This window comes from Luteibacter sp. NPDC031894 (assembly GCF_050273135.1).
GTDB lineage: Bacteria > Pseudomonadota > Gammaproteobacteria > Xanthomonadales > Rhodanobacteraceae > Luteibacter.
In genome coordinates, this window is the sequence record NZ_JBNNMV010000003.1 from 248,800 (window position 1) to 260,557 (window position 11,758).

At 67.3% G+C, this 11,758-nt stretch carries 14 protein-coding genes; 9 read left to right on the forward strand and 5 right to left on the reverse strand.

Features of this window, described 5'->3' with window-relative positions; translation table 11 throughout:
• The first annotated feature begins 7 nt into the window (after positions 1-7).
• Positions 8-871, forward strand: coding sequence for an MBL fold metallo-hydrolase (locus tag ACQKIE_RS11085; RefSeq protein WP_427458961.1), 864 nt, complete (start codon positions 8-10; stop codon positions 869-871).
• Between the two features lie 28 nt (positions 872-899).
• Entirely contained in the window at positions 900-1,934 is a 1,035-nt protein-coding gene (locus ACQKIE_RS11090) for a TMEM43 family protein (RefSeq protein ID WP_427458963.1), read from the forward strand.
• Positions 1,935-1,979: 45 nt separating this feature from the next.
• On the opposite strand, the gene ACQKIE_RS11095 is transcribed toward ACQKIE_RS11090, so the two are convergent.
• The 5 genes from ACQKIE_RS11095 to ACQKIE_RS11115 all read right to left on the reverse strand — a co-directional run bounded on the left by ACQKIE_RS11095 (position 1,980) and on the right by ACQKIE_RS11115 (position 6,163).
• Positions 1,980-3,254, reverse strand: coding sequence for an EAL and HDOD domain-containing protein (locus tag ACQKIE_RS11095; protein WP_427458965.1), 1,275 nt, complete (start codon positions 3,252-3,254; stop codon positions 1,980-1,982).
• A 54-nt stretch (positions 3,255-3,308) separates the two neighbouring features.
• Positions 3,309-3,752: a flagella synthesis protein FlgN gene (locus ACQKIE_RS11100; RefSeq protein WP_427458967.1), complete on the reverse strand. Its 444-nt coding sequence runs from the start codon at positions 3,750-3,752 to the stop codon at positions 3,309-3,311.
• A complete protein-coding gene (gene flgM, locus ACQKIE_RS11105; protein WP_427458969.1) occupies positions 3,749-4,054 on the reverse strand; it encodes a flagellar biosynthesis anti-sigma factor FlgM in 306 nt (101 codons plus the stop codon). Before flgM ends, ACQKIE_RS11100 begins: the two co-directional genes overlap by 4 nt.
• A gap of 106 nt (positions 4,055-4,160) precedes the next feature.
• Entirely contained in the window at positions 4,161-4,859 is a 699-nt protein-coding gene (gene flgA, locus ACQKIE_RS11110) for a flagellar basal body P-ring formation chaperone FlgA (RefSeq protein WP_427458971.1), read from the reverse strand.
• On the reverse strand, positions 4,856-6,163 hold the full coding sequence (locus tag ACQKIE_RS11115) for a methyl-accepting chemotaxis protein (RefSeq protein WP_427458973.1): 1,308 nt from the start codon (positions 6,161-6,163) through the stop codon (positions 4,856-4,858). The genes flgA and ACQKIE_RS11115 overlap by 4 nt, the downstream gene beginning before the upstream one ends.
• A gap of 164 nt (positions 6,164-6,327) precedes the next feature.
• On the opposite strand from ACQKIE_RS11115, the gene ACQKIE_RS11120 reads away from it, so the two are divergent.
• From ACQKIE_RS11120 to flgG, 7 genes are all read left to right on the forward strand, one after another.
• Positions 6,328-7,245 carry a chemotaxis protein gene (locus tag ACQKIE_RS11120; RefSeq protein WP_427458975.1) on the forward strand — a complete coding sequence of 306 codons (918 nt, stop codon included), beginning with the start codon at positions 6,328-6,330 and terminating at the stop codon, positions 7,243-7,245.
• Between the two features lie 175 nt (positions 7,246-7,420).
• The gene (gene flgB / locus ACQKIE_RS11125; protein WP_427458977.1) at positions 7,421-7,840 is read left to right on the forward strand and encodes a flagellar basal body rod protein FlgB; all 420 of its coding nucleotides are present in this window, start codon (positions 7,421-7,423) and stop codon (positions 7,838-7,840) included.
• A complete protein-coding gene (gene flgC / locus ACQKIE_RS11130; protein WP_427458979.1) occupies positions 7,837-8,250 on the forward strand; it encodes a flagellar basal body rod protein FlgC in 414 nt (137 codons plus the stop codon). The genes flgB and flgC overlap by 4 nt, the downstream gene beginning before the upstream one ends.
• Positions 8,251-8,261: 11 nt before the next feature.
• Positions 8,262-8,909 carry a flagellar hook assembly protein FlgD gene (locus ACQKIE_RS11135; protein WP_427458981.1) on the forward strand — a complete coding sequence of 216 codons (648 nt, stop codon included), beginning with the start codon at positions 8,262-8,264 and terminating at the stop codon, positions 8,907-8,909.
• 21 nt (positions 8,910-8,930) lie between these two features.
• A complete protein-coding gene (flgE, locus tag ACQKIE_RS11140; RefSeq protein WP_427458983.1) occupies positions 8,931-10,157 on the forward strand; it encodes a flagellar hook protein FlgE in 1,227 nt (408 codons plus the stop codon).
• An 11-nt stretch (positions 10,158-10,168) separates the two neighbouring features.
• Positions 10,169-10,909 carry a flagellar basal-body rod protein FlgF gene (gene flgF, locus ACQKIE_RS11145; protein WP_427458986.1) on the forward strand — a complete coding sequence of 247 codons (741 nt, stop codon included), beginning with the start codon at positions 10,169-10,171 and terminating at the stop codon, positions 10,907-10,909.
• 62 nt (positions 10,910-10,971) lie between these two features.
• Complete coding sequence (flgG, locus tag ACQKIE_RS11150; protein WP_427458988.1) at positions 10,972-11,757, forward strand: flagellar basal-body rod protein FlgG; 786 nt, start codon at positions 10,972-10,974, stop codon at positions 11,755-11,757.
• The last annotated feature ends 1 nt before the right edge of the window (position 11,758 follow it).

The following is an 11,758-nucleotide window of genomic DNA, read 5'->3' on the forward strand; positions in this document are numbered from 1 at the left end:
AAGCGGCATGAAACTCTGGTCCCTGATCGGCAACTCGCAACGGCTGGACGGCGGGGCGATGTTCGGCAACGCGCCGCGCGCCATGTGGTCCCGCTGGATCGAGCCGGACGAGGAAAACCGCATCCCGCTGGCGTGCCGCTGCCTGCTGGTCACCGGACTCGGCGGGCGCAACGTGCTGTTCGAAACCGGCATCGGCGCGTTCTTCGACCCCGCCATGCGGGAGCGCTACGGCGTGGTCGAGGACCGCCACGTGCTGCTCGATTCGCTCGCGGAGGCCGGGCTAGGGCACGAGGACATCGACGCCGTGGTGCTATCGCACCTGCATTTCGACCACGCAGGGGGATTGCTGGCGCCGTGGGCGGCCGGCGAGCCGGCGCGCCTGCTGTTCCCGAAGGCCCGCTTCATCGTCGGGGCCGCGCATTGGGAACGTGCCCGCGACCCGCACCCGCGCGACCGGGCGTCCTTCGTACCCGATATCGTCCGCCTGCTCGAGGAGAGCGGCCGGCTCGAACTTGTGGAAGAGGGCAAGGGCTCGTCGCTGGGCGACGCGGTGCGTTTCTCGTTTTCGCAGGGCCATACCCCGGGGCTGATGCTGGCGGAAGTCGGCGGCGTGGCCTTCTGCGCCGATCTGATCCCGGGGCGTGCCTGGGTCCACCTGCCGGTGACGATGGGTTACGACCGCTGGCCGGAGAAGGTCATCGACGAGAAGAAGACCTTCCTCGACGACAAGATCGCCCGCGGCATCCGGCTCTTTTTCACCCATGACCATGGCTGCGCCGTGGCCACGGTGGCGACGGACGATAAAGGTCGGTACATCGTGGCCGATAAGCTTGAACGAATGACCGGGGTCGATGCCTGGGCGGGTGCATGACGGGGGCTGGATGACGTCGACATACAAAATGAAGCATACCGGGATGGCCCTGGGCGCCCGGTTGGCCGGAGCGGTCCTGCTGCTCGCCGGCCTGGGCCTCATTGCCTGGAACGAGCGTCGCGTGATGGATTACGCGGCGGCACTCGCGCGGCACGGGGCGCCTGTCCTCGACCTCGGCGCGGGCGGCCGTCCCTCAGCCGGCCAGTACGGGTCGCTGACCCGCGTCAGTGGCATGCCGCAGATCGTCGAGGCACCGCGCGACGCGGAGTTCAACGTCCATGCGAATGCGCCGATCCTCATCCGGCACGTGGAGATGTTCCAGTGGCGGGAGATCACGGTCGGCGGGGCCACCCACTACGAGCTCGACTGGGTCGATCGTCCCGTCGACGCCTCGGATTTCGCGAAACCCGCCGGTCACGTGAACCCAGGTGCTTTCCCGATCCAGGGGCGGCAGTTCGAGGCCGGCGAAGTCAAGCTGGGCAACTTCAAGCTGTCCGAGCCCATCCTGCGTGCCTTCCCCGGCCGGGTGACGGTGCCGCCCGATGAAAAGGCGTTGCCGCCGAACCTCGCCGCCACCTTCCAGCGTTCCGACGACGCCTTGGTCACCAGCAGCAAGCCGGCACATCCCCGGCTGGGCGACTTGCGCATCACCTGGGAAGCGGTCCCTGTGCAGGCGATGACCGTGCTCGCGCGCATCGACGGCGACACGCTGGTTCCGGCGACGTCGGGAGGCGACGCAGGCGCGGGTTTCGACGTCCAGGTCGGGGAGCGCAGCCTGCTCGACGTGCTTCCGGCCTTGCCCGAGCCGCCGCAGGCGGTGCTGGCCCTGCGCTTCGCGTCGTTCCTGCTGGCGGCGCTGGGTGCCTGGCTGCTCGCCTACACCAGCCGGCTGCAGCGCGACGTGCTGTTCGCGATCGGTATCGGCGCGGTCGTGGTGCCCGCTGTCGCGGGCGTCATGTGGCTGGCAAGCGATGCGATGTCCGCGAGTGTGTGGCTGTTGTTCGCGGTGCTGGGCGCCGGCCTGGCGATCTGGCGCGTGCAGCAGCGGACGCATCCCGCTTAGCCAGCGCGAGCACCCATCGCGGACCGCGCCCGCGATGGGGATGCCTCAGGCTTCGGCGGTCGCCGTGCCGTCCGCGAACGCGTAAACGTGGTCGGCCCAGCTGGCGGCTTCCACATAGATCTGGGCCATGGCCGCGACGTGCTGCTCGCGCAGCGCCGAATCGGATTCCAGTTCGCCCTGTTCCCAGTGGCGGATCTGGTCGAGGATCGCGGCGAACGGACCGGTGCCGTCGAGCAGCGCCTCGCGGATCTCGATGGCGAGCGGCAGGTGCTCCAGCACATATGCCATCGAGACGTTCATGAGCGTGTCGAGCAGCGAGAAGAGCCCGGCCGTGAAGGCCATTTCCTGTAGCTCCGGCTTCACTGCGCGCGCCAGCTTCTCGCACATGTGCGCACGGATGAGCGCGAGGCGCAGGAGTTCCGGCGGACGCTCGTCCATGCCCGATACGGCCATGGTGAAGATCCAGTTGCGCATGCGATTGACGCCGAAGAACACCGCCGCCTGCTCCACCGATTTAAGCTGGCGGGGCAAGGCGAAGTAGGCGGAGTTCACGCAACCCAGCAGCTTGTAGCTGAGGATGGCGTCGTCTCGAATGATCTTGCCGAGCTCCACCGGCCCGTTGTCGGGATCCTGCAATGCGCCCATGAGGCGCAGCACCCCGAGCTTGCTCGGCGTCAGGCGGGGCATGTCGACCCGCTCCGGACGGAGCAGGTACTTGCCCTGGAAACCGTCGACATCCTGGTCGGCGTAGTCGACGAAGGTTTCGTGCGTATCGACGCCGGTGACGATCACCTTGACGCCGAATGCGTGCACGTAGTCCATATGCGCGCGCGCCGCCAGCGGGTGGCGATGGTCCACCGCCACCTTGGCGAACTGCACGATGCGCAGCAACGCGTCCACGCCGGCGCGGTGTTCCGGGTCGGCGGGAAGGTTGAAGTCCTCGAGCATGAACAGGCAACCGTGGCCCTTCAGCTCGCGCAGCTTGGTCAGCAACTGTTCGTCGGTGCCGACGTCGGCACTGATGCTGGCGCCGAGGCGCGCGTTGTGACGGAGGATGTCGGCGTGCTGCAGGAGCAGGTCGCGCGACATGTGCAGGAAGGCGCGGTTGTCGCGCACGAGCCGCTTGAGGCTGCCATCGGCGATGGCGCTCAGCGTCGCCTGCGTGTGCGCGAGCGCGGCGGCGTCGATGTCGCTGCCGATCGGCCGTGGGAAAAGCAACTCATAGGCGAACAGCGATTGCTTCCTGTCCAGGATCGGCACGCGGACGATGGGAAGGATGCCGTCGTCATTCACCGCGGTCAGCTGGGGAGTTACTGCCATTGCCTTCTTCTTGCACCGTCTTCGTGAATCGTGAGTGTCGCTGTTTCGCAGCGGTCAAACCTGTGCAAGCGTCGCGGAACGGAGCTTTACCTTCGACACGCCGTTGGGGCCATAGGTGGAACCCCCGGGCGCATCGCCCGAAAGCAGGGCCAGCGCCTGGCGTACGTGGCTCATCCGCTGGCCGACGATGCGGCCGTTCACCTCGTTGAGGGTCCTGCACTCGCGCAGGCGATCGATGGTGGTTGTCCAGCGCGGGTCGCCGAGGCTGTCCACGCCGGCCGCGTCGCTCAGCTGCCGTCGCTCGACGTCCAGCTTCTCGATGCGGTCGAGGAGGTCGCCCTTGGTCCGGCCCGCGACTTCGAGTGCCTGGACGTCGGCCTGGTCGAGCGCCATCCGCTCTTCAATCAGGCTGGCGTGCAGGGCGTCGACCTCAGAGGCGAGTTCGCCCATGACGGCAACGAGCGCCGTGTCGAAGTCCTGGCCCAGCGGCGGGTTCATGCCTTGGCGCCACCGATCTGGCCTTCCAGCGCAAGAAACTTGCTGGCGATGGCCTGGGCGTCGGGCTTGTAGGTACCGTCGGCGAGACGGGCGCGGATGTCTTCCACCCGCTTCGTGTCGACGCCGTCGCCACGGCTGGCGGCATCGAGCGCCTTGGCCGAGTCGGTGATCTTCACGCTGTCGTCGCTCGGGCGCACCGCGCCCGCGCTTTGGGCGGAACCTGCCGAACCGGCGGGGTTCTGGGTGCGCAGCTGGACCTGCGGCTGCGGAGCCTGTAGGCCGGGTTTGATCGTCGTGGTCATCGCTGTATCCCTCGGAGCTTTTGTTCCGTCAGACCCTGTATCGGCGGCTGGCCGGCGAACTTTAACCGGCCCTCGGCCCCGGAGTGTGACAGGTGCCGTATTTCGTTCATGGCAGGACCGCGACGGTGCCCGGGCCGCTGACGATCGCATCGAGCACCTTGCCCGACGACGCGTTGCGGACCTTGATCCGGGCGCCGGTATCGCCGGCACCCATGGCCACGCCGTCCGCGTGGATCGTCACGCCCTCGACGCTGGCTTCCATGCTCACCGCATCCCCGGTGCGCACAGCCTGGCGGCCGGCGAGCATCCCGGGGGTGAGCACGGTGCCGGCGTTGAGCGGTCGGGCGAGGGAGCGGCCGTCGACCTGGTCCAACGCGGCGACGTAGCCATAGGCCAGGCCGGCCACATCGCGTTCCTCGATATGCACGTCGGCGGCACCTATGCCGTCGCCGCGAGCCAGGGGCCGGCTGGTGACCAGCACGTTGGTGAACATCTTCACCCGGACCGGCACGCGCACCGTCCAACCACCCGTGACGGGGCAGCGGACGGCCACGCTGACGCGGGCGGTCAGCCGTCGGTTGGCCGGTAGCGAGGCTTCCAGCGGGGCGGCGCAATCGGCCAGTTGCAGGCGGCTGTCCAGCGGCGCGGCTTCCGCCGTCATGCGTGCACCCGGGAGGGTGCGATGGTGCTGCAGCCAGTCCACCGCCGTCGCACGCACGACCTCGAGCGACTGCGTGGCCGCCGCGCACAGCGGACAGGCGAGCAGGCCCAAGAGGGCGAGGCGGGTGACGAGCCGGTGGATCACGCCGCGCGCTCAGCCATCGACGCCGAGAGACCCTGCGTGATCGCGTCCAGCTCACGGGTCAGGCCGGAAAGCATGTGGCTGGCGTCGGCATGGCGTCCTTCGCCGAGGGTGATGGCGTACTGCGAGGCCTGCATGGAGAAACGCTCACCCGCGTCACGCACGGCGTCCGCCGAACCATCTGGGCGAAGCGCTCGCAGGTGGTCGATGCAACGCATCATGGGCGTCGTGTCGAGCCAGCGGCGATCGAGGCTGGAGGGATCGCGCGAGGCGAGTTCCAGCGCATAGCGCAGCCCCTGGCTTGCTTCACGGATCATCTGGCTGAGGCTGGCGGCGTCGAGGTTGCCCTCGGTTTCGAGGCGGGCGAGGCTCAGGCGATGCGCGAGCACCACCGCACGCGCGGCGGCGTCTGCCTGGCGGCGTGCCTCGTTGCTTACGCGGCCCAGCGTGGCCTGAGTGGCCTGGATGGCGGCGACGCGGCCCTGCAGCATGCCCATGCCTTCGCGGGCGGCTTCCAGGCTGCCGCGCGCGCCGCGCACGGCATCGTCGACGCGCCCCAGCGACGCCTGCATCCCGGCGATACCGGATTGCGATTGCTCGAGGCGGCGGAGGCTGGTCTGCACGGCGTCGTCGAGGTGGCCGGAGAACTCGCCGACCGCCTGGGTGACTTCATCGATCTCGGCAGTGGCTTGCGTGGTTTTTTCCGCCAGCTGTTTCACTTCGTCGGCGACCACCGCGAAACCGCGACCGGCTTCGCCAGCGCGCGCGGCCTCGATGGCGGCATTCAATGCCACGAGGTTCGTCTGGTGGGCGATGTCCTGCACAGTGGCCGTGAGCTTGCGGATGGCGGTGAAATATTCGGAGAACTTGGCATGGTTGCGGCTCATGCCGGAGAGGGCGCTGCGCAGGAGGCGCAGCTGGCCATCGAGGTCGGCCGAGGTCGCCTGGCCCTGGCTGCCCGCGTCGGCCATGCCGGCGACGCCGGTATGCGCCTGGTCGAGCGCCGTCGAAATCCTGGCGCTGGCTTCCGTCAAACGTCCGGCGGTATCGCGTGCGCCTTCGACCGCGGTGCCGAGCTCCAGCAAGGTCGTGCCGAGCGCCTGGGCGTTGGTCAGCGCCATGCCCTGCTGCTCGATCGCCTGGATCGTCGTCGCCGCCACGGTGCGCGGCGCGGCGGGCTTGAGCAGCGCGCCCAGCGCGCTGGCGGCGGCCGGGTATTGGGCGGCCAGGGTGCGGACGCGCGCCGCGTCGCCGCTGGCGGCGGCATGGGCGAGGAGGCGGACGTGCTGGCTCCAGAGGAGGGTCATGATTTCGCTTTCGCTCTACGGATGGTCGGCCCTTAAGATCGGTCGGGGCCGTGATTTCTTGAATCATGCAATCCATGTGCCATGGCGCACGTAGGTGCCGCTACAGAAAGTCGTGGGCCGGCCGATACGGTTCGCGACACCCCCTGACGACGCACGCGCAGCCCATGGCCCGACCGCTCCTCGACACCGTGGATACCTTCACCCGCCTCGCCGGCCACAACCGCGTGGCCATGTTGTTGTTCCGCCTGGGCGATCGGCAGGCGTTCGGCATCAACGTGTTCAAGGTGCGCGAGGTCCTGCGCCGCCCCAGGCTGGAGCGGATGCCGAGCATGCACGCACTGGTCTCGGGCAGTTTCGATTACCGCGGCAACACCATCCCGGTGATCGACCTGGCCGCCGCCATGGGCTACCCGGCACTCGCGGCGGTGGATACCGCGCACCTCATCGTCACGGAATTCAACCGCTCGGTGCAGGGCTTCCTGGTCTCCGACGTGGATCGGATCGTCCATGTGGACGGCGCGCAGATGGCTGCGCCGCCGCCGGCGCTCGGCTACGGCGCCCGGGTCAACGCGGTCACCCGCCTCGACGGCGACCTGCTCGCCATCGTGGACGTGGAGCAGGTGATCGCCAGCGTGGATCCGCGGGCCGTCGAGCTTTCCGACCGCGTGCAGCAGGCGGCCCAGGTGCAACACGCCAGTAACCGGCGAGTGCTCGTGGTGGACGATTCCCTGGTGGCGCGCACCCAGCTCGTCGACCTGTTCCGCAAGATGGACCTCGAATGCGTGGTCGCGAAGGACGGTACTGAAGGGCTGGACGTCCTTCGCACGCTGACCATGGGACCCGTTCCCGAGCGGATCGCCCTGGTGGTCTCCGACATCGAGATGCCGTCGATGGACGGCTATGCGCTCACCCGCGCCATCCGCGAGGACGCGCAACTGCGTCACCTCAAGGTCCTGCTGCACAGTTCCCTGAGCGGCGTCTTCAACGAGGCCATGGTGGCGCGCGTCGGCGCGGACCGATTCATCGCGAAGTTCCAGCCAGACGTGCTGGCGACGGCGGTGTTGGAGCTCCTGCCGGCCTAAGGCGGTTCTCTGACGTCTGGCGACCTCACGAGGCGTCGGATTTCCGGCGCTTACCGTCCTCGGCGCGTCGTGGATCGCCGGAAACCGCGCCAGGGCGCCATTTCCCGCCCGTGCCCCGGTCGTGGCACGCGAATTGCTCGAACCCCTCGCCAAGGTCACGAGGGGGATAGAGCCCATGATCGACAAACCCGATGCATTGTTCGGCGTACACGCGCAGGCCCTCGGCCTGTGGCAGCGCCGTGCCGAGGTCATTTCCTCGAACCTCGCCAACGCCGACACCCCAGGCTTCCTCGCCCGCGACCTCGACTTCCGCAAGGCAATGCAGGCCGCCACCGGTGCGGTGGAAGGCAATGCGCTGCCAATGACGGCGACCGAGCCGGGCCATATCGGCGGTAACCCCGCCGTCGCCCTCGCCGACGCCGACAAGCTCGCCTACCGCGCGGAGACCCAGCCGACGATGGACGGCAACACGGTCGACACCCAGGTCGAGCAGGCCCAGTTCGCGGCGAACGCCATTCACTACCAGGCGTCGCTCGGCTTCATCAACGGCCAGATCCACACGATGCGCCTGGCCATCACCGGATCCGCCTCATGAGCCTGCTCAAGATTTTCGATGTCGCGGGGTCCGGCATGGCCGCGCAGTCGGCGCGCCTCAACACCACCGCCAGCAACATGGCCAACGCCGACAGCCTCGCCAGCAGCGAAGCCACCGCATACCGCGCGAAGCAGCCGCTGTTCTCGGCGGTGCAACAGCAGGTCAACGGGCAGATGGAGAACGCCGGCGTACGCGCCCTGGGCGTCACCGAAAGCCAAGCCCCCATCCAGTCGCGCTACGAGCCGTCCAATCCGCTCGCGGACGCGGACGGCTACGTGTACTCGAGCAACGTCAACCCGGTCGACGAACTGGTCAACATGATCTCGGCGTCGCGCTCCTACCAGAACAACGTCGAAGTCATGAACAGCGCCAAGCAGCTCATGCAGAAGACGCTGGACCTCGGCAAGTAAGGGCCCCTCCCATGGCAGTCGATTCCATCAACGGTAGTTCCACGAATCAGCAGTCGTCCTCCAGCCAGCTGCAGCAGCAGACCTTGAGCCAGTCGGATTTCCTGAAGCTCATGGTCACGCAGATGACCAACCAGGATCCGACCAAGCCGATGGACTCCACGCAGATGGTGGCCCAGATGGCGCAGTTCTCCCAGGTGGCCGCCACCCAGGAACTGCAGCAGTCGTTCGACTCGCTCGCCACGAACCTCAGCGGCGACCAGTTCGTGCGTGCCGCCTCGCTCGTCGGCCAGGAAGTGCTGGTGCCCTCCTCGGCGGGCAAGCTGGCCGACGGCACGCTCAACGGCGCAGTGAATGTCGGCACCTCGGGCACCTACGTCAACGTGCAGGTCAAGGACCAGGCAGGCAACGTGGTTCGCACCCTGGCGCTCGGCCAGCCGGATGCGGGCCTCGTCAAGTTCACCTGGGACGGCAAATCCGACGACGGCACGCAGCTCAACGACGGCGTTTACCAGATTTCCGCTACTTCCGGCGGGACCGCGATCGACACGTTCGTTCGCGGAAAGGTGGAAGGCGTGGGTGCCTCGGGCACCGACGGTACGTACTTGCAGGTGGCCGGCTACGGCGGCGCCCTGCTCAGCCAGATCGCGCAAATCCTGTAAGTCCAGCGAGGAAACCCCACCATGCCATTCGAAATCGCCCTCAGCGGCATCAACGCGGCGTCTTCCGACCTGGAAGTCACCGCCAACAACATCGCCAACGTCAACACCGTGGGCTTCAAGGGCTCGCGCGCCGAGTTCTCCCAGGTTTATTCGGTCGCCGGTGAGAACCTCTCGGCCAATGCCGCGGGCAGCGGCGTGCGCCTGACCAACATCGCCCAGCAGTTCAGCGACGGCAACCTCACCCAGACGGGCAACTCGTACGACTTCGGCCTCAGCGGCGCGGGATTCTTCACGATCCGCGACGGCGCGGGCTATTCGTATACGCGTGCGGGTAACTTTCATCCGGACGACCAGGGCAACATCGTCACGGCGACCGGACAGTTCGTGCAGGCCTATCCGCCGTCGGCGGCGGGCGGCTTCGACATCAGCGCGCTTACCGACCTGAAGATCACCAGCGGCTCCAGCCCGGCGAAGGCCAGCACCAAGGTCACGCTGACCGCCAACCTCTCGGCCAGCGCCACGGCGCCGACGGGTGGCGCGTTCGACGCGACGAACGACAAGACCTACAACTACCTGTCCACCTTCCAGTCGTATGACTCGCTGGGTGCGACGCACACGACGAACATCTACTACGTGAAAGACGCGACCAACCCGAACACGTGGAGCGCGTACATGACCATGGACGGCACGCAGGTCGGCGTGGCACAGCCCATCGCCTTCAGCTCGGGCGGCGCGATCGTCACCCCGGCGAACGGCCAGCTCACGTTCGGTGCGGCCTCGCCGAATCCGGGCGCCGATCCGCTGAACGTCACCGTCGACATCAACAAAATCACCCAGTTCGGCGACAACTACGCGACCACCGCCGCGCCGACCGACGGCTACGCCGCCGGCAAGTTCTCCAAGATCGATGTCGCGAAGGACGGCACGGTCTCGGCGATCTATTCCAACGGCGTATCGACGCCGCTGGGCCAGCTGGCGATCGCCACGTTCGCCAACAACCAGGGCCTGCGCCAGCTCAACGACACCAACTGGGTGCCGTCGTCCGAGTCCGGCCAGCCGATCCGCGGCGTGGCGAACTCCGGCGATGTCGGCACCGTGCAGGCCGGTCAGCTCGAGGCATCGAACACGGCCGACCTGACGGCGCAGCTAGTCAACATGATCAAGGCGCAGCGCAATTACCAGGCGAACGCGCAGGTCATTTCGACCGACGACAAGCTGACCCAGACCATCATCAACATTCGTAACTAAACGAGCCCGCCATGGACCGCTCCGTATATGTCGCGATGACCGGTGCCACGCAGATCATGCGTGCACAGGCCGAGGTGGCCCACAACCTGGCCAACGCCAACACCATCGGCTTCAAGGCGGAACTGTCGGCGTTCCAGAGCCTGCCCGTCCAGGGCGACGGCTTGCAGACGCGGATCAACGGCATCGCCCAGGGCACGGGTTGGGACACCACGGCCGGGAACCAGATGGAAACCGGCAACGACCTCGACGTGGCGGTGCAGGGCGACGGCTGGATCGCGGTGCAGACGCCCGACGGCACGGAGGGATACACCCGGGCTGGCAACCTGCGGATAGACGCCGACGGTTTGTTGACGGACGCCAAGGGCAACGCCGTCCTCGGCGGCGGCGGTCCGATCACCATTCCCCAGGCGTCCAGCGTGAAGATCGGTTCGGACGGCACGATCTCGGTCGTGCCGCTCGGCGAATCGCCAGCCACGATCGCCACGACGGACCGCATCAAGCTGGTCAATCCCGGTAACGACCAGCTCGCGTACGCCCCCGACGGCCTCATGCACATGAGGGACGGCACGCAAGCCCCGGCAGACGCGGGCGTGAAGCTTGTCTCCGGCGCCGTCGAGGCCAGCAACGTCAACCCGTCCGACGTGCTCGTGAAGATGATCTCGCTCTCGCGCGAGTTCGAGATGCAGGTCCGCTCGATCAAGGCCGCCGACGAGAACGCCCAGTCGGCATCGAAATTGCTACAGGTGGGGTAACCACCGCCGCGCGACGCAATTCCGTCGCCGGCACGTAAAGCGCCAGCGCGCAGGAGTCAACGATGTTCACGTCCCTCTGGATCGCCAAGACCGGCCTCGATGCGCAGCAGACGCGCATGGACGTCGTGTCGAACAACCTCGCCAACACCAACACGACCGCCTTCAAGCGCTCCCGTGCCGAGTTCGAGGACCTGTCCTACCAGAACCGTGGCCAGGCCGGCGCGCAGACGACCGAGCAGACGCAGTCGCCCACCGGTTACATGATCGGTACCGGCGTGCGCGTGGTCGGTACGCAGAAGATGTTCGACCAGGGTGGCGTCCAGCAGACCGGCAATCCGCTGGACATGCGCGTCGAGGGCCGGGGCTTCATCCAGGTGACGATGCCGGACGGCACGGTCGGCTACACGCGCGACGGCGCTCTCAAGCAGGACCAGGACGGTCAGATCGTCACCAACGACGGCTATCCGATCGAACCGGCCATCACCATTCCCGCGAACGCGAAGACGATCACGATCGGCAAGGACGGCACGGTCAGTGTCACCACCGCCGCCAATCCGGCGTCGCAGCAGATCGGCACCATCCAGCTCGCCGACTTCGTGAATCCCGCCGGCCTCGAGCCGCGCGGAGACAACATGTACCTGGAGACGGCCGCCAGCGGTGCGCCGCAAACCGGCACCGCCGGTCTCAACGGCCTCGGGACGATCGAACAGAACTCCCTCGAAACGTCGAACGTCAACGTCGTCGAGGAAATGGTGAACATGATCGAGACGCAGCGCGCCTACGAGATGAATTCGAAGGCCATCTCCGCATCCGACCAGATGCTGCAGTTCATCTCCAACAAGACCTGAG